Origin of the sequence: Synechococcus sp. A10-1-5-9 (genome assembly GCF_047716785.1) — a bacterium.
Taxonomy (GTDB): domain Bacteria; phylum Cyanobacteriota; class Cyanobacteriia; order PCC-6307; family Cyanobiaceae; genus Synechococcus_C.
Genome location: NZ_CP180406.1, coordinates 1,112,583 through 1,130,290 on the forward strand (window position 1 = coordinate 1,112,583; position 17,708 = coordinate 1,130,290).

Annotated in this window: 12 protein-coding genes, 2 tRNA genes and 3 rRNA genes; 10 read left to right on the forward strand and 7 right to left on the reverse strand. The window is 52.1% G+C overall.

The features are described 5' to 3' along the window. Positions 1-51: 51 nt before the first annotated feature. The 6 genes from ACLM45_RS06320 to ACLM45_RS06345 all read left to right on the forward strand — a co-directional run bounded on the left by ACLM45_RS06320 (position 52) and on the right by ACLM45_RS06345 (position 5,520). A complete protein-coding gene (locus ACLM45_RS06320; protein WP_006042096.1) occupies positions 52-261 on the forward strand; it encodes a photosystem I reaction center subunit IV in 210 nt (69 codons plus the stop codon). Between the two features lie 5 nt (positions 262-266). Further along, positions 267-1,118, forward strand: coding sequence for a DNA-formamidopyrimidine glycosylase (locus tag ACLM45_RS06325; RefSeq protein ID WP_415411169.1), 852 nt, complete (start codon positions 267-269; stop codon positions 1,116-1,118). A gap of 3 nt (positions 1,119-1,121) precedes the next feature. After that, positions 1,122-1,739, forward strand: a complete 618-nt coding sequence (gene mtnB, locus ACLM45_RS06330; RefSeq protein ID WP_415411170.1) for a methylthioribulose 1-phosphate dehydratase — start codon at positions 1,122-1,124, stop codon at positions 1,737-1,739. Next, positions 1,706-2,458, forward strand: coding sequence for an acireductone synthase (gene mtnC, locus ACLM45_RS06335; protein WP_415411171.1), 753 nt, complete (start codon positions 1,706-1,708; stop codon positions 2,456-2,458). The genes mtnB and mtnC overlap by 34 nt, the downstream gene beginning before the upstream one ends. Before the next feature lie 372 nt (positions 2,459-2,830). Beyond that, positions 2,831-4,063 (forward strand): SulP family inorganic anion transporter, encoded by a 1,233-nt coding sequence (locus tag ACLM45_RS06340; RefSeq protein WP_415411172.1) that lies wholly within the window; start codon positions 2,831-2,833, stop codon positions 4,061-4,063. 128 nt (positions 4,064-4,191) lie between these two features. Then, positions 4,192-5,520: a hypothetical protein gene (locus tag ACLM45_RS06345; RefSeq protein ID WP_415411173.1), complete on the forward strand. Its 1,329-nt coding sequence runs from the start codon at positions 4,192-4,194 to the stop codon at positions 5,518-5,520. A 54-nt stretch (positions 5,521-5,574) separates the two neighbouring features. On the opposite strand, the gene rrf is transcribed toward ACLM45_RS06345, so the two are convergent. The 5 genes from rrf to ACLM45_RS06370 all read right to left on the reverse strand — a co-directional run bounded on the left by rrf (position 5,575) and on the right by ACLM45_RS06370 (position 10,918). Beyond that, positions 5,575-5,691 (reverse strand): 5S ribosomal RNA (rrf, locus tag ACLM45_RS06350). Positions 5,692-5,807: 116 nt separating this feature from the next. Next, positions 5,808-8,673: ribosomal RNA gene (locus ACLM45_RS06355) — 23S ribosomal RNA — on the reverse strand. 420 nt (positions 8,674-9,093) lie between these two features. Further along, positions 9,094-9,166 (reverse strand) — tRNA-Ala (locus ACLM45_RS06360). 9 nt (positions 9,167-9,175) lie between these two features. Continuing rightward, a tRNA-Ile gene (locus ACLM45_RS06365) sits at positions 9,176-9,249 on the reverse strand. A 184-nt stretch (positions 9,250-9,433) separates the two neighbouring features. Further along, positions 9,434-10,918, reverse strand: a 16S ribosomal RNA gene (locus ACLM45_RS06370). The 16S, 23S and 5S rRNA genes sit together here with 2 tRNA genes alongside, the layout of an rRNA operon. 678 nt (positions 10,919-11,596) lie before the next feature. Here ACLM45_RS06370 and ACLM45_RS06375 point away from each other — a divergent pair. After that, positions 11,597-13,093 carry a glycoside hydrolase 100 family protein gene (locus ACLM45_RS06375; RefSeq protein WP_415411174.1) on the forward strand — a complete coding sequence of 499 codons (1,497 nt, stop codon included), beginning with the start codon at positions 11,597-11,599 and terminating at the stop codon, positions 13,091-13,093. 83 nt (positions 13,094-13,176) lie between these two features. Here ACLM45_RS06375 and petD read toward each other — a convergent pair whose 3' ends face one another. Together petD and petB are read right to left on the reverse strand one after the other, a co-directional pair. After that, complete coding sequence (gene petD, locus ACLM45_RS06380) at positions 13,177-13,659, reverse strand: cytochrome b6-f complex subunit IV (protein ID WP_006042105.1); 483 nt, start codon at positions 13,657-13,659, stop codon at positions 13,177-13,179. Positions 13,660-13,733: 74 nt separating this feature from the next. Beyond that, entirely contained in the window at positions 13,734-14,390 is a 657-nt protein-coding gene (gene petB / locus ACLM45_RS06385; RefSeq protein WP_006042106.1) for a cytochrome b6, read from the reverse strand. Between the two features lie 67 nt (positions 14,391-14,457). Between petB and ctpZ the strand changes: the two genes are divergently transcribed. Genes ctpZ through minC form a run of 3 tightly spaced genes read left to right on the forward strand, consistent with a single transcriptional unit; the run spans position 14,458 to position 17,693 of the window. Continuing rightward, positions 14,458-15,753 carry a carboxyl-terminal processing protease CtpZ gene (gene ctpZ, locus ACLM45_RS06390; protein ID WP_415411175.1) on the forward strand — a complete coding sequence of 432 codons (1,296 nt, stop codon included), beginning with the start codon at positions 14,458-14,460 and terminating at the stop codon, positions 15,751-15,753. After that, on the forward strand, positions 15,754-17,031 hold the full coding sequence (locus ACLM45_RS06395) for an HD domain-containing protein (protein ID WP_415411176.1): 1,278 nt from the start codon (positions 15,754-15,756) through the stop codon (positions 17,029-17,031). Then, positions 17,028-17,693, forward strand: coding sequence for a septum site-determining protein MinC (gene minC, locus ACLM45_RS06400; protein WP_415411177.1), 666 nt, complete (start codon positions 17,028-17,030; stop codon positions 17,691-17,693). Before ACLM45_RS06395 ends, minC begins: the two co-directional genes overlap by 4 nt. Positions 17,694-17,708: the final 15 nt, after the last annotated feature.

Sequence of the window (17,708 nt, forward strand, 5' to 3'; positions counted from 1 at the left end):
AGGTGCCATCACCGAGATACGCTCTTTTTGAATTCCAGTTTCAGCGCAGCGATGGCGATCTCCCGCGGTGACATGGTGCGCATCAAGCGCCCTGAGTCCTACTGGTTCAACGAAGTAGGCAAAGTGGCTTCCATCGACACGTCTGGCATCCGTTACCCGGTCGTGGTGCGGTTTGAGCAGGTGAACTACAACGGCATCTCAGGCTCCGAGGGCGGCATCAACACAAACAACTTTGCCGAGTCGGAACTCGAACCAGCCTGAGTCCGTTGCCGGAACTCCCGGAAGTAGAGACGGTTCGCCGGGGACTGGCGAGCCGTCTTCAGTCGTTTGTCATTCACGACATTGATGTCCTCCGTGATCGGGCAGTCGCCAGTCCAGGGGGACCCCATGCTCTGTGCCTTGGACTGCAAGGGCAAAAAGTGGGGCATTGGAGCCGTCGAGGGAAATACCTCATGGCGCAACTGCACGAGCCGCAGACGGGAACCTGCAACGGGGTATGGGGCGTTCATTTGCGCATGACTGGCCAGTTCCAATGGCATCCAACACAAACGGATCCCTGCCGTCACACACGGGTGCGCCTCTGGAATGAACAGGGCCATGAACTGCGCTTCGTGGATATGCGCAGCTTCGGAGAGATGTGGTTTGTACCGCAGAACGTACCCATCGACTCTGTCATCACAGGCCTCCATCGATTGGGTCCCGAACCCTTCAGTGAAGAGTTCAACGCAACGTATCTGCAACAAAAACTGAGAGGATCAACCCGAACAATCAAGGCTGCTCTTCTAGATCAAGCGGTCGTTGCCGGGGCAGGCAACATCTATGCCGACGAAAGCCTTTTTGCATCAGGCATCGCACCGCATCGCAAAGCTGGTGAACTCAGGCTTGCTGAGCTCGAGCGCCTGTGCATAAGCCTCGTGCATGTTCTCGAGATCAGCATCGGAGCCGGAGGCACCACCTTCAGCGATTTTCGAGACCTCGAGGGTGTGAATGGCAACTATGGAGGCCAAGCATCGGTCTATCGGCGCACAGGTCAACCGTGCTTGGTTTGTGGCAACCCGATTGAACGCAAACGACTGGGGGGGCGCAGCAGCCATTGGTGCTCTGAATGCCAGAGTTGAGCAATGCGAAAAGACGATCACAAACAGCAATTAATCAAAGCCATTCGCGACCTGCACAACCGCGGGTGGTGTGACGGAACCGGCGGCAACTTCAGTGTTGTTTATGAGCAGGAGCCATTGAGACTCTTGATGGCACCCAGCGGCATGGACAAAGGATCCCTAGAGGCAACAGATCTGATTGAAGTCAATGCCCACGGCGAGGTAATCGGTGGCGAAGGGAAGGCCAGTGCAGAAACATTGATGCATCTGCAAATCATCAAACAGTGCTCTGCGGGAGCAGTTCTTCACACCCATTCAATCAACGGAACATTTCTTTCCAGACGGCATCAGGCAGAAGGCCACTTGAAACTGAGTGGATGGGAGATGCTCAAGGGACTGGCAGGCATCAGCACCCATGACACAACAGTTGAGCTGCCCATTATCAAAAATGATCAGAATTTAAAATACCTGAGCGCAAAAGCAAGCCAATATTTAGAGGATGCACCTTCAGGCCTACTGGTCGAGGGACATGGCCTGTACGCATGGGGTAATGATCTTTTTCAAGCCAAACGGCATACTGAAATCATTGAATTCCTCCTCGAATTGTCGTGGAGACAAACCCTGCTCAACAAAACACTGTGATTGAGGCCATTGTTCTTGATATTGAAGGCACGACATGCCCTGTAAATTTCGTATCCCAGACTCTGTTCCCCTTCGCCCGGCGCCAACTCACACAGACAATCTGCGCACAAAACCGCAAAGCCAGTGTGTCGGCTGCAATCCAAGAAGCCATCAGCGAATGGAAGAAAGACACCGATCCGACGAGCCAAGCACTCTTGCTTCAGGCAACCAGCCAGAAGTCTCCTACCGAAGAAGAAGTTATTCGTTACTTCGAACACCTCATTGAATGTGATCGAAAATCAACAGCCCTTAAGGAGCTGCAGGGAATCATTTGGGAGCAAGGCTATGCATCTGGAGAACTGCAATCCCCTTTGTACCCTGACGTGATTCCAGCTTTAGATACGTGGAAACAACAAGGGCTCACCCTTGCAGTTTACTCATCAGGAAGCGTCAAGGCACAACAACTGCTGTATTCACACACCACCAATGGAGACATCACAGATCGATTTAGCCAATGGTTCGACACTAGAACAGGACCAAAACTAAAAAAAGAAAGCTACAACACCATCAGCCAAATAATCGGCATTAAGGCAACATCAATTCTCTTTATAAGCGATCATCCTGGAGAATGTGATGCAGCCTTTGCCTCAGGAATGGAGACCAGATTCTGCCTTCGCGAAGGCAATCCACACCGCAATGGCGGTCACCATCAAGTCATTCACAGCCTCAAAGAAGCTTAGCGCAAACATGATGTGGCTTAATCACAATCAAAACAAGCAAAACAGAACGCAAATGGCTCGAGCATTGCCTCGATAACAAGATAGAAACCATTGATACCACAATCATAATCGGCCAAATAAAGACCCAGCAAGGCCAACAAGTCAACCACAAGCAGGTCAACTCATTTGACATGTAAAGAGCGAATATAACCTGTCAGCAATCAAGAAAAGCAAACCGAATGTCAGAAATTCAAAACAAGACTATGTGATTGCCGAAACACATTTAAACGGCTATTCAAGATAAAATTATTGAAGCCTTTAACCTCTAACAAAATGATGTTAGCAATTAAACGCAGACTTAACGAATTTCAAGTCAGTCCTGTCAACAACCTGATGGCGGGATTGGTCATGTCACTTGTTTTGATACCTGAAGCCATAGGGTTTGCCAGTGTCGCAGGTTTTTCACCAGAAACTGGTCTTTATGGAGCAATATTCCTGACAATTGCGATCGCCATCACTGGGAGTCGCGTTGCAATGATCACGTCAGCATCAGGTTCAACAGCAGTACTCATGACTGGCTTAGCAGTGCATGGAAATAGCCTGACTAATAATAAAGGGATCATTCTTCTATTAACGGCTAGCTTTTTTGCAGGTTGCTTTCAAATCCTATGGGGAATTTTAGGCGCTGGAAAATTAATGAAATTTGTTCCCAAAGCAGTCGTTAGTGGCTTCGTCAATGCACTGGCACTACTGATCATCCAAGCAGAGTTACCACAGCTAGGGTTTGATCAACTTCTTGGGCTAGAACGACATCAAGACATAGGTCTTCTGCCCACGACAGCTCAACTACCGAGTATTTGGATACTGAGTACAATAGGTATAGCAATCGTTTATCTCGCACCACGACTCACTCGGCTCATACCTGCTCAACTAATTTCCATTGTTGTTATAACAGTTATATCTACAATTCTTCAGCTTAAGATTCCAAAGGTCGGGAACTTGGGTTCACTTCCAGAGGGCCTACATTCACCAATGTTACCTTGGATGATTCAAAGCGATCAAATACTATCTACATCGGAAATTCTGACGATCACTCTGCCCATTGCAATAGCAATCTCGCTTGTGGGACTTCTAGAAACATTTTTGACCGTGGATTATATCGACTCATTAACCGACACCAGAACAAGTAAAAAGAATGAAGCGATAGGACAAGGAGTGGCAAATATCATTTCGTCAATATTCGGAGGGATGGCTGGATGCGCATTAGTAGGTGAGTCAGTTATGAACAACAAAAATGGTGCCAACAGTAGACTATCAACTTTATCGACAGGGATATTTATTCTCATCATTGTCGTTTATGGGAAGAACTTACTGTCAGAGATCCCCCTTGCAGCAGTCGTGGCCGTGATGATCACGATCGCGCTAGAAACAGCAGATTCAGATAGCATTAAAGGCATAGGGAAAAAACCAAGTATTGACACATTACTAATGGTGGCAACATTTCTGGCAAGCATGGCGACACATCCACATAACCTGGCCTTTGGCGTTGTGGTTGGCGTAACGACATCAGAACTCTATGGATATTTCATTCGCAGAAAAAATAGTTCTAAATCGCGAGAGAAATAAGTGCAATTCCGACGAAGACCATTCTCAGGTAAACGCCAATTTATGGCACCAAAGTGGGCAATTCAAGACAACAGGACATACAAAAACAAAAAAGCGCTATAAAGAAGTAGTGAATTCTTAATCTCAAAATGAATGATTACAGAATACTCGCTGAAACTATTAATCTGTTGAAAACTGACGAGCAATATATTGAGCTTCAGTCATCAAACGAAGTTGAATTAATTAACAGCTTTGAATATTATAGAGGCAAAAACCTCTCACAAAAACAGTATGACGACATACTTGAGCTTAGCAGCAACAAAGAAGCCTATTTAATGATACTATTGCCTCACCTTATTGATTTCTGTCACTTCATATATCAACAAACAAAATCTAATCAAAGAATTTATTTCAAATCAAGAGATTGCTATTTCATAAAAAAACTTTTTGACGCAATTTATCCAAGAGAGAGGCAAACAGAATACGTTTATATGTCCAGAAAAGCATGTTATACAAACAGCGCTCATTACAAAGCTTATATCGATCACTTAGTAGCAGATACCACCAGCTTATGGGTCGACATTCAAGGCAGCGGAGACTCACATGTTTATTATTTCAAAACAAATTACAATTTCGTTCCACAGTGCATATTTTTTAGACAAAATACTCTGCAGCGGGCTAACAAAATGACAGCTAATTACGAGTCAAAAGACTATGAAGTGCTTAAAAGTTTTAAGACTCATTGCTGGAGACTATTTGAAAAAGATTTTTTCGATGACTGTACAGAAGAAGCTTTTATTCTAGAGTCTCTCTGCAGAGCTCCGCATGCCTCAGCGATTGATGTCGATCAAAACTTTCAGCCCTTATTTGAAAAAAGTTATGACTTGCTAGACAAAAATCTTCATGAATTAATGATAGCATATGGCTTTATTTTAGACAATTATTGGCAAGATAGTCATTATAAACTGAGAAGTTCACTCGCCGACGTCAATCAATGCGATTCATATTCACAAGATTGGAATGGCATTGCGGCATTTGATATAGACGAAACAATCACTCATGATGACCATGGGATCTTAGAAGAAGCTTTCAATGTCTGCAATAATGAGCAAATAAAAGTTATTTTTATCACCGCACGATGGGATCCATTTTATGAAAACCACAACGGAAAACTAGCGGAAATACTTCCTCGTTTTAAGGACTTAACCAAGCATCCCATAGATCTATGGTTTAACCCATTGTCACGCAAGGGCAACGATGAATTCAACGATATGTACAAATCCAAACAATTAGACAAAGCCAGAGCTGAACACAATCTCAAGCGAGAACAATGCATTCTGATCGACAATGTTAAATCAACAATCGATATGGCTAAAAAACAAGGATTTGTCAATTCGGTCTGCGTTCCAAATCATGCCAAAGCAGGCATTACCAAGGAAGCCTTGCAAATGATTAACATGATTAGTAAAGGGACATAAGGCACAAAAAAAGCCACCCCTCCAAGGGGTGGCTTTCTTCGTTTGGAATGTTTTACCTGGCATTGAGCTATTTTCTCAGGGGGCTACCCCCCAAATATCGTCGCCGCTGCTGCGTTTCACAACCGAGTTCGAGATGGATCGGAGTGGGACCACAGCGCCATGAACACCAGGATAGATACATTCCCAAGGGTTGAACCCTGAGAACTGCATAGGTCATTACCCAAAGCTCTCACTTCAGATAATGGGTCTGGTCTAAATAAAACTTGCCTCAGACAAGAGCCAAATTAATGGTCAAGCCCTCGGTCTATTAGTACTCCTCCGCTGCATCCATTACTGGACTTCGACGTAGAGCCTATCAACGGGTGTTCTTCCCGTGACCTTACTGGGTTACCCCATGGGAATACTCATCTTGAGGTGGGCTTCCCACTTAGATGCTTTCAGCGGTTATCCACTCCGCACATGGCTACCCAGCGTTTACCGTTGGCACGATAACTGGTACACCAGAGGTGCGTTCCTCCCGGTCCTCTCGTACTAGGGAGAAATCCTCTCAATATTCCTACGCATACACCGGATATGGACCGAACTGTCTCACGACGTTCTGAACCCAGCTCGCGTACCGCTTTAATGGGCGAACAGCCCAACCCTTGGGACCGACTTCAGCCCCAGGTTGCGATGAGCCGACATCGAGGTGCCAAACCTCCCCGTCGATGTGAACTCTTGGGGGAGATCAGCCTGTTATCCCTAGAGTAACTTTTATCCGTTGAGCGACGGCCCTTCCACTCAGAACCGTCGGATCACTAAAGCCGACTTTCGTCCCTGTTCGACTTGTAGGTCTCACAGTCAAGCTTCCTTCTGCTTTTGCACTCGTCGGCTGATTTCCAACCAGCCTGAGGAAACCTTTGCGCGCCTCCGTTACCTTTTAGGAGGCGACCGCCCCAGTCAAACTGCCCACCTGATACTGTCCGCTCCCCGGATAACGGGTGAACGTTAGAACCCTAGCTCTGAAAGAGTGGTATCTCACCATTGACTCAGCAGCACCCGCAAGCACTGCTTCAACGTCTCCCACCTATCCTGCGCATTCAGAGCCCGGGCACAATACCAAGCTACAGTAAAGCTTCATAGGGTCTTTCTGTCCGGGTGTATGTAGTCCGCATCTTCACAGACAATTCTATTTCGCCGAGCCTCTCTCCGAGACAGCGCCCTGATCGTTACGCCTTTCGTGCGGGTCGGAACTTACCCGACAAGGAATTTCGCTACCTTAGGACCGTTATAGTTACGGCCGCCGTTCACCGGGGCTTCAGTCGCCAGCTTCGCTTACGCTGACCGGCTTCCTTAACCTTCCGGCACTGGGCAGGCGTCAGCCCCCATACATCGTCTTGCGACTTAGCGGAGACCTGTGTTTTTGGTAAACAGTCGCCAGGGCCTCTTCACTGCGACCACCTTGCGGTGGCACCCCTTCTCCCGAAGTTACGGGGCCATTTTGCCGAGTTCCTTAGAGAGAGTTACCTCGCGCACCTCGGTATTCTCTACCACCCCACCTGTGTCGGTTTCGGGTACTGGCAGTTATGCCTTAACGGGTATAGAGCTTTTCTTGGAAGCTTGACATCACCAACTTCGCTGCCGTAGCAGCTCGTACTCACGCCTCAGCTCGGAACGTTTTCGCCGCTCCTCAACGCCTCGAACGCTTGAACCAGTAACCAACATCTGGCTTGGCTAGCCTTCTCCGTCCCTCTTCCCAAAACATAACCGGTACAGGAATGTTGACCTGTTATCCATCGACTACGCCTTTCGGCCTCGCCTTAGGTCCAGACTAACCCTCCGCGGACGAGCCTGCCGGAGGAACCCTTAGGGTTTCGGTGCATGGGATTCTCACCCATGTTTTCGCTACTCAAGCCGACATTCTCACTTCTATGAAGTCCACGCCCGCTCACGCTAACGCTTCGCCCCACATAGAACGCTCCCCTACCATAAATCCGCAGCTTCGGTACAACACTTAGCCCCGTTCATTTTCGGCGCAGGATCGCTCGACCAGTGAGCTATTACGCACTCCTTTGAGGATGGCTGCTTCTAGGCAAACCTCCTGGTTGTCTGGGCAATCCCACCTCCTTTATCACTTAGTGTTGATTTGGGGACCTTAGCTGGCGGTCTGGGCTGTTTCCCTCTCGACCATGGAGCTTATCCCCCACAGTCTGACTGCCTCGCTACACACAGGGTATTCAGAGTTCATCTCGATTTGGTACCGCTCTCGCAGCCCGCACCGAAATGGTGGCTTTACCCCCCTGCTGGAGCACGAGACGCTACGCCTCAACGTATTTCGGGGAGAACCAGCTAGCTCCGGGTTCGATTGGCATTTCACCCCTAACCACAGCTCATCCGCTGATTTTTCAACATCAGTCGGTTCGGACCTCCACTTGGTATCACCCAAGCTTCATCCTGGCCATGGTTAGATCACCCGGGTTCGGGTCTATAAACACTGACAAACGCCCTATTCAGACTCGCTTTCGCTATGGCTCCACCATTTCCGGTTTAACCCGCCAGTGCCTATAAGTCGCCGGCTCATTCTTCAACAGGCACACGGTCACCCTATGAGTAGGGCTCCCATTGCTTGTAGGCTCACGGTTTCATGTTCTATTTCACTCCCCTCCCGGGGTTCTTTTCACCTTTCCCTCGCGGTACTGTTTCGCTATCGGTCACACAGGAGTACTTAGCCTTACGAGGTGGTCCTCGCTGATTCACACGGAATTTCACGTGCTCCGTGCTACTCGGGATACAGCTAGGTCAGTTCAGTTTTCGTGTACGGGGCTTTCACCTTCTGTGGCGTGTCTTTCAAACACTTCCACTAACATTCCTGATCCACATTGCTGTCCCACAACCCCGACAGTCGAAACTGTCGGTTTAGGCTCTTCCCCGTTCGCTCGCCGCTACTTAGGGAGTCGTTTTTACTTTCCTTTCCTCCAGCTACTAAGATGTTTCAGTTCGCTGGGTTGGCTCGCGCCAGCCTATAGATTCAGCTGGCCGTTCTAGGGGTTGCCCCATTCGGAAATTCCCGGATCAAAGCGTGTTTCCAGCTCCCCGAGACTTATCGCAGGTAACCACGTCCTTCATCGCCTCTGTGTGCCAAGGTATCCGCCGTGAGCCCTTTGTAGCTTGACCATATAATCTCCAACACGCTTGCTGTCGTTGAAACAGATTCTTCCTGATTCATTGCTGAATCAAAAATCAAACTCTTGATTGCTCGACACAATCAAAAGAACGTGATGGAGTCTCGGCTCTTGCTCAAGAATCGACATCATCCTTAAAAAGAATGATGCATCCATGAGAGATGCTTTATTCTTTCCAGACTTACCTATGCAGTTGTCAAGGTTCTGCTAGAACTTCAAACCAAATCATCAATTGCTTGATCATTTGAATTGAGCCCAGCATCTTATCAACCAAAATCAATTAGCAAAATCTTTTTTGCTTTCATTTGGAATGACAGGAAGCTGGGGTCCATCCAGCGGACACGTCTAAAATCACACTCCAATCGAATTCATACTCCAATTCCTTTTGGAGATGGGGATACAGTTTGGTCAGTGGAGGTTAGGAGACTCGAACTCCTGACATCCTGCTTGCAAAGCAGGCGCTCTACCAACTGAGCTAAACCCCCAACACCGAATGGGCCATCCTGGACTTGAACCAGGGACCTCACCCTTATCAGGGGTGCGCTCTAACCACCTGAGCTAATGGCCCAGGAGTCTCATCCCTTCAGGGGTGTGACCTAGACAAAGTTTAGGAACTAAAAATTTCCACTATCCTCACTTGCATTGCTGCAAATTTGATAGCTTCAAAGTTGAGGTACCGATCGACCTAAGGTGACAGGATTTTGGCCTAAGAATAAAATACTCAGACATCAAAATCGTTGTTTGTCTCCCTGTTAGGAGGTGATCCAGCCGCACCTTCCGGTACGGCTACCTTGTTACGACTTCACCCCAGTCATCAGCCCCACCTTCGACGTCCTCCTCCACAAGGGTTGGAGTAACGGCTTCGGGCGTGGCCAACTTCCATGGTGTGACGGGCGGTGTGTACAAGGCCCGGGAACGTATTCACCGCAGTATGCTGACCTGCGATTACTAGCGATTCCTCCTTCACGTAGGCGAGTTGCAGCCTACGATCTGAACTGAGCCACGGTTTATGAGATTTGCTTGTCCTCGCGAACTTGCTGCTCTTTGTCCGTAGCATTGTAGTACGTGTGTAGCCCAGGATGTAAGGGGCATGATGACTTGACGTCATCCACACCTTCCTCCGGTTTATCACCGGCGGTCTCTCTAGAGTGCCCAACTAAATGCTGGCAACTAAAGACGTGGGTTGCGCTCGTTGCGGGACTTAACCCAACATCTCACGACACGAGCTGACGACAGCCATGCACCACCTGTCACTGCGCTCCCGAAGGCACCCTCTCGTTTCCAAGAGGTTCGCAGGATGTCAAACCCTGGTAAGGTTCTTCGCGTTGCATCGAATTAAACCACATACTCCACCGCTTGTGCGGGCCCCCGTCAATTCCTTTGAGTTTCACACTTGCGTGCGTACTCCCCAGGCGGAACACTTAACGCGTTGGCTACGACACCGAGGGGGTCGATTCCCCCGACACCTAGTGTTCATCGTTTACGGCCAGGACTACAGGGGTATCTAATCCCTTTCGCTCCCCTGGCTTTCGTCCATGAGCGTCAGTTATGGCCCAGCAGAGCGCCTTCGCCACTGGTGTTCTTCCCGATATCTACGCATTTCACCGCTACACCGGGAATTCCCTCTGCCCCTACCACACTCGAGCCCAACAGTTTCCACTGCCATGATGGAGTTAAGCTCCACGTTTTAACAGCAGACTTGAAGGGCCGCCTGCGGACGCTTTACGCCCAATAATTCCGGATAACGCTTGCCACTCCCGTATTACCGCGGCTGCTGGCACGGAATTAGCCGTGGCTTATTCCTCAAGTACCGTCAGATCTTCTTCCTTGAGAAAAGAGGTTTACAGCCCAGAGGCCTTCATCCCTCACGCGGCGTTGCTCCGTCAGGCTTTCGCCCATTGCGGAAAATTCCCCACTGCTGCCTCCCGTAGGAGTCTGGGCCGTGTCTCAGTCCCAGTGTGGCTGATCATCCTCTCAGACCAGCTACTGATCGATGCCTTGGTGAGCTCTTACCTCACCAACTAGCTAATCAGACGCGGGCTCATCCTCAGGCGAAATTCATTTCACCTCTCGGCATATGGGGTATTAGCGGCCGTTTCCAGCCGTTATCCCCCTCCTGAGGGCAGATTCCCACGCGTTACTCACCCGTCCGCCACTCACCCGAAGGTTCGTTCGACTTGCATGTGTTAAGCACGCCGCCAGCGTTCATCCTGAGCCAGGATCAAACTCTCCGTTGTAGATCATTTCCTCTTGAATGCTCGCGCATCCTCAAAATGATTTGCTTCACCCATTCATCAGCACTGGCGTACTGATCACAGTTGATGCCTCCTTCCTCTGACAGAAGGGTTCAAAAGAGTGCACTTAGAATCTCTCCTTCGTGACTTTCCAGGATCTCAGATCCGGTTGTTGCTCCACATTGCGCACACCGACAACTCAAAAGCTCGTGAAAACTTCCAAGTTGTAAGCACAATGCTTCTTCGCAACGAATTGTTGTTGACGGGACCTCACACCTTCATCGCTCTTTCATTCATCACTCACTCCTCAACTTCTCAGTTGAGTCATCAGCAACAAACGCGATGAAAGCGTCAGTTCCTAAACTTTTCAGTTGTCCAGGTTCTGCCGTCGCGCTCCCTTGCAGAAGCGGTTGGCGGTGCGGTCTCGCGACCGCTTGTGAAACTTACAACACCGTGGGATCGCTCCCCTTTGGCCTTGTAAGCACTCCCAAACACTACAAGCTCACGCTCTTCATGCTTGAAAGCTGCGCTTCAGGCCTCAGCCCCCCGCGCAGTCCATAACCATAACACCCCCCACCCCCTTTCAGGCAACTACAAACCCAAACAGCGCATCTCCAGACTTGCTTCCACTGGCGAGAACAGGAGTCATCACTAGGTTTCGGGGATCTCCGGAGGAGAACCATGGCCGGACGGTTCAGCCAGCAGAACCAGAGGGTGCGCCCGAGTTCCAAAGAGGATCAGGTTGTTCTGAAAGCCCGCGAGCATTTCGAGCGCACCCTGATTCCTGTGCGCGGACAACTCGCTGGAAGCGTCGCAGCCCTCGAGCACCCTCGTCACGACGAGGCTCTCAACTACGGCGAGATTTTCCTGCGCGACAACGTGCCGGTGATGGTCTATCTGCTCACGCAGAAACGCTTCGACATCGTCAAACAATTCCTGAGTATCTGTCTCGATCTACAAAGCACCACGTATCAAACCCGAGGGGTTTTCCCCACAAGCTTCGTGGAGGAGAAAGGCCAATTGATCGCCGACTACGGGCAGCGTTCCATCGGTCGCATCACATCGGTTGACGCAAGCCTTTGGTGGCCGGTTCTGTGCTCGATGTATGTGAAATCCAGTGGAGACGAAGAGTTCGCCTCCAGCCAGGCGGTTCAAAGGGGCGTGCAGCTACTGCTCGACCTTGTGCTGCATCCCACGTTTGAGGGCACTCCGGTGCTCTTCGTGCCGGACTGTGCATTCATGATTGATCGTCCGATGGACGTTTGGGGAGCACCGCTCGAGGTGGAAGTCCTCCTTTATGGCTCACTGCGTTGCTGCGCCCAGATCATGGAGCTTGGACGAAAGCATCACGGCAGTCGTCTGCTGGATCAACGGCTCATACTGACCCGGCAATGGGTTCATGATCTGCGTCAGTTCCTGCTCAAGCACTACTGGGTCACCAGCAAAACCATGCAAGTGCTGAGACGACGCCCCACGGAACAGTACGGAGACAACCAGCACCAAAACGAATTCAACGTTCAACCTCAGGTGATTCCCGACTGGCTGCAGGACTGGCTTGAAAATCGCGGCGGTTACCTCATCGGCAACATACGCACGGGCCGACCCGACTTCCGCTTTTACAGCCTGGGAAATTCACTCGGCTGTCTCTTCGGACTGCTCACGGCTCCTCAACAGCGCGCCCTGTTCCGACTGACGCTGCATAACCGTGATCACCTAATGGCCGAAATGCCGATGCGCATCTGCCATCCACCGATGGAAAGCCTGGAATGGCAGAACAAGACCGGCTCAGACCCAAAGAACTGGCCCTGGAGTTACCACAACGGTGGGCACTGGCCAAGCCTTCTCTGGTTTTTCGGCAGTTCCATCCTGTTGCATGAGCGACGCCACCCCCATGCCGATGTGTTGCTTATGGGGCAGATGAAAGCTTTGCTCGAGGAGTGCTACTGGAGTCATCTCAACCAGTTGCCCAGGCAACAATGGGCTGAATACTTTGATGGTCCAACCGGCACGTGGGTCGGACAGCAATCAAGGACTTATCAGACCTGGACCATCGTTGGCTTTCTATTGCTTCACCAATTTTTACGGGTCAATCCCGATGATGTTCTATTGCTCGACCTCGACGAGGGTGCCGTTTCCGATCCTGACTCAATTGATAGTCCAGCGAGGCACAACGATTAAAGGCCGTGGCACGAGAGGATGCTTCAAAACAGAAAAGCCCGGTCATAGACCGGGCTTGATGTCGAACTGAAGAAATCAGGACGTCAGAACAATCCAAGGGTGAGGGATTTGTCGATTGGCAGAGCAGCACCAATACCGAGGTAGATCGTGGTGACGGTTCCGAAAAGGAACACAGCCATGGCCACCGGACGGCGGAAAGGATTCTGGAACTTATTGAAGCTCTCGATGAAGGGAACCAGCATCAGTCCCAAAGGAACCAGAGTCTGCAAAGCGATTCCAAGCAGTTTGTTGGGAACCACACGCAGGATCTGGAAAACTGGGTAGAGGTACCACTCGGGAAGAATTTCTAGAGGAGTGGCAAAGGGATCAGCCTTATCACCCAACATTGCAGGGTCAAGGACGGCAAGACCGACCACGCAAGCAATCGTTCCGAGGATGACAACTGGGAAGATATAGAGGAGATCGTTAGGCCAGGCCGGCTCTCCGTAATAGTTGTGTCCCATGCCCTTGGCGAGCTTGGCACGCATCTTGGGATCTGAGAGATCCGGCTTCTTGAGAATGTGCATGGATCAACGGGAGATGAAAAAACCTTAGACAGACCTGAATGACCTGATCAGGAACGATCAGAGACTGAAACGGATCACAACGGACCGGAGATGCCCTGCTTCCGGATCATCAGGAAGTGCATGAGCATGAACACCGCAAGCAGCCAAGGCATCACGAAAGTGTGAAGGCTGTAAAAGCGAGTCAACGTTGACTGACCAACACTCTCGCCGCCACGGAGCAGTTCAACCATGAAATCACCGACCACAGGAATGGCAGCCGGAACACCCGAAACAATTTTCACGGCCCAGTAACCAACTTGGTCCCAGGGGAGGGAGTATCCGGTCACTCCGAAGGAAACCGTGATCACGGCCATCGTCACGCCGGTCACCCAGGTGAGCTCACGTGGACGCTTGAAACCACCGGTGAGATACACACGGAAGACGTGCAGGATCAGCATCAGCACCATCATCGAGGCGCTCCAGCGATGCACCGAACGGATCAGCCATCCGAAGCTCACGTCAGTCATGAGGTACTGAACGGAGCTGTAAGCCTCAGCAACGGTGGGCTTGTAATAGAAGGTCATCGCAAACCCAGTGGCGAACTGGATCAGGAAGCAGACCAAGGTGATGCCACCCAGGCAATAGAAGATGTTGACGTGAGGGGGCACGTACTTGCTGCTGATGTCATCAGCAATGTCCTGAATTTCAAGACGTTCCTGGAACCAGTCGTAGACGGGTGAGGAGTTCGCCATGCAGTTATGGGCTTGGATTGCGAGAGTCTACCGACGACACTCAGGAAGGCGCGCAAGAATGAAGCCAATGTTGCCGACTGTTAACAGCTGGTCAAATCAGTTGCAGCGCCTTGCATCTGGCCTGTTCATCGGTGTGTTGATCAGCCTGCTTGCCGCACCTCAGGCCCTCGCTCTCAATGACGCCCAGCAGCTGGTGGTGGAGAGCTGGCGTCTTGTGAATCAGAGCTACGTCGATCCTGAGAAGTTCGAAACAATCCGCTGGAAGCGGCTTCGTCAAAAAGCACTGGAAAACACCATTGAAACCAGTGAGCAGGCGTACAGCGCCATCGAAACCATGCTGCTGCCCCTGAATGACCCTTACACGCGGTTGCTCAGGCCTGACGACTACACCGTGATGAAAGCCAGCAACGAGGGAAGCCTCAGTGGTGTGGGATTGCAACTCGGACATCCGCCTGACGGGGACGCCATCGTGGTGATTGCTCCTCTCGAGGGCTCACCCGCGGCCGATGCCAGCGTCGTCAGTGGGACCGAAATCCTTGCCGTGGATGGCGAAGGTGTCGACGCTCTCGGGCTGGAAGCGACCGCAGCTCGCCTTCGGGGAGCCGTGGGCAGTCAAGTTCTGGTGACATTGATGTCTCCCGAGGGAGAACGCAAAGAGATCAGCCTTGAAAGGCGAACCATTGACCTCCGGCCTGTGAGGACACGCCGCCTGCGCAGTGATGCCCACACCCTGGGCTACCTGCGCATCACGCAGTTCAGTGAAGGCGTTCCTTCCCAAGTGAGGGCAGCTCTCGAAGAGCTTTCCGACAAGAACGTTGAGGGACTCGTGCTGGATCTCCGGAACAACTCCGGTGGGTTGGTGAGCGCCGGACTGGCGGTGGCTGATGTGTTCCTGGATCAGGAGCCGATCGTGGAAACACGCAATCGCGACGGAATCGCCGATCCCATTCAGTCAGGCCCTGGGGAGCTGTACAGCGGACCGATGGTGACCCTTGTCAACAGTGGAACTGCAAGTGCCAGCGAAATCCTGGCAGGCGCACTCCAAGACGATGGACGATCTCTGCTGCTTGGGGACCACACATTTGGAAAGGGACTGATTCAGACCCTCACCAACCTGAGTGATGGCAGTGGTCTGGCTGTCACGGTGGCGGGATATGTCACCCCAAGCGGACGGGACATCCAAGGGCAAGGCATCCAACCCGACCGGATCCTGGATCAACCAGAACCTCTCAACCCCGGAGGCGAAGGCGATCGCTGGCTGAATGACGCCGAGCGAGTGCTTCAGGCACTGATCGAACAGGAGCATCCGAGCGACCAGATCCAGCCTCTGGACAGCACAGACGTGGCATCGCAACCAAGCTGAATGGCATCCCGCACGTACCACGACCCATTGCATCGAGGCATCAGCCTCGATGCAAGAGATCCAGCGGAAGCCATGGTTCTCTCGCTGGTGGACTCATCACCGTTTCAACGATTACGCCGGATCCGGCAGCTCGGACCAGCGTTCCTCACCTTCCATGGAGCCGAGTCGAGTCGATTCACCCATTCCCTTGGTGTGTTTTCCATTGCTCGACGGGCAATGGAAAGGCTCAAAACGCTGGATCCCTCACTAGAGCAGCAACGGGGTGTTCTCTACGGGGCCGCTCTGCTGCACGACCTGGGGCATGCCCCGCTGAGCCACACCGGGGAAGAGATGTTCGGCACCCACCACGAGCAGTGGTCTGCGCGGGTGATCCGAGAGCATCCTCAGATCCGGGATTCCCTGGAGAATTACGCCGCAGGTACCGCTGATGCGGTTGCGGATCTCCTCGAACATGGCCAGGCAGAACGCGGGGTGATCAAATCCCTGGTCAGCAGCCAGCTGGATTGTGATCGCCTCGACTATCTGCTGAGGGACAGCTACAGCACGGGTGCTCGGTATGGGCAGCTTGACCTCGATCGCATTCTTGCCGCTATAACCCTTGCCCCTGATGGAGAGCTGGCCATTCATCCGAAAGGATTAATGGCGGTGGAGCACTACCTGGTGGTTCGCAACCTGATGTACCGCAGCGTTTACAACCACCGGCTGAACGTGATGTGCAACTGGTTGCTGGAGCGTCTCATTCAGGAAGCTCGCCATCTCGGTCCAGACCGCATCTGGGCGGATTCCACGATGCACCGTTGGCTGTGGAAGACCGAACGACTTGATCTCGAGAGCTACCTCGCTAACGACGACCTTCGCGTCGGCTATCACCTGCAGCGCTGGCAGGCCGATGCCCCTGCCCCCCTGGCGAGCCTGTGCGATCGCTTTCTCAATCGCCGGCTGCTGAAAGCCCTCGATGTGAGTGCACTTCACTCTTCCGATCGACTGGAACTGCTCGCTGCCGCTCAAACAATGTCGGAAGCAGCTGGACTGGAGCCCACCCTCTGCTGCGGGCTGCGGCAACATCAGCTTCACGGCTATCACCCCTACCGTGGAGGCCTGCGGCTCTGGGATGGGCATAGCCTGCAGGCTTTAGAGCAGGAGTCAGCACTCGTGAGCAGCTTGGCCACGCCAGCGGAATCGGCCTGGTTGATCCACCCCCGGCAGATCGCCGCCGAGCTGAAGGCCAGGGTGAGACAGGAGATCTCGCCTCTTCAAGCAGGAAACGGCTGGCGATGAAAGCGGCATCCCCGTCACAGGCCCAACGTGTCCTGATCCTCCCGCCCCACAAGAGCTGTCACTGGAATCAGTGGGTTCCGGACCAGCGGGAATCTCTACCGGTGGGATCCGTCGACCTCGACATGGGTGACTGGTCGATGGGTTGTCGAGAGCTCACTGAACTCATGGAGGCCCTCGGGCGAGAGGGATACACAGTGCAGCAGATCATCACCCACTGCCCCAAAACGCAGATCGGAGCCGCTGCTCTTGGTTTTCCGACTGGCCACCGGCCGATGGCAGACACAGAAGAAGAGACCGGTGGAACCCAAACCGATGAAAGGCGAGGAGACCTGCGGATTCACCGGGGAACCCTTCGATCCGGGGATCACCTCAGCAGCGAGGGGCATGCGCTGGTGATTGGGGACGTCAACCCAGGAGCTTCCGTTACTGCTCAGGGCAATGTCTACGTTTGGGGCCGCCTGCGCGGACGCGCCCATGCCGGGGCCGCTGGAAACCTGTCGGCACGGATCATCGCGCTGCAGCTGAGGCCGCTGCAGCTGCGCATTGCAGAACTTGTCGCCAGAGGTCCGGAAGAGCCTCCGATGGCCGGACAGGCTGAACAGGCTTGCATCCGGGATGGTGATATTGCCATCGAGCCGGCCCGGCCTCCCTTCACAGGATGATCAAGCGAATCACCG

Coding starts and splice junctions, on each gene's coding strand:
- ACLM45_RS06320 (WP_006042096.1), top strand. CDS start 52: ATGGCGATCTCCCGCGGTGACATGGTGCGCATCAAGCGCCCTGAGTCC.
- mtnB (WP_415411170.1), top strand. CDS start 1,122: ATGCGAAAAGACGATCACAAACAGCAATTAATCAAAGCCATTCGCGAC.
- ACLM45_RS06340 (WP_415411172.1), top strand. CDS start 2,831: ATGGCGGGATTGGTCATGTCACTTGTTTTGATACCTGAAGCCATAGGG.
- ACLM45_RS06345 (WP_415411173.1), top strand. CDS start 4,192: ATGAATGATTACAGAATACTCGCTGAAACTATTAATCTGTTGAAAACT.
- ACLM45_RS06375 (WP_415411174.1), top strand. CDS start 11,597: ATGGCCGGACGGTTCAGCCAGCAGAACCAGAGGGTGCGCCCGAGTTCC.
- petD (WP_006042105.1), bottom strand. CDS start 13,659: ATGCACATTCTCAAGAAGCCGGATCTCTCAGATCCCAAGATGCGTGCC.
- petB (WP_006042106.1), bottom strand. CDS start 14,390: ATGGCGAACTCCTCACCCGTCTACGACTGGTTCCAGGAACGTCTTGAA.
- ctpZ (WP_415411175.1), top strand. CDS start 14,458: ATGTTGCCGACTGTTAACAGCTGGTCAAATCAGTTGCAGCGCCTTGCA.
- ACLM45_RS06395 (WP_415411176.1), top strand. CDS start 15,754: ATGGCATCCCGCACGTACCACGACCCATTGCATCGAGGCATCAGCCTC.
- minC (WP_415411177.1), top strand. CDS start 17,028: ATGAAAGCGGCATCCCCGTCACAGGCCCAACGTGTCCTGATCCTCCCG.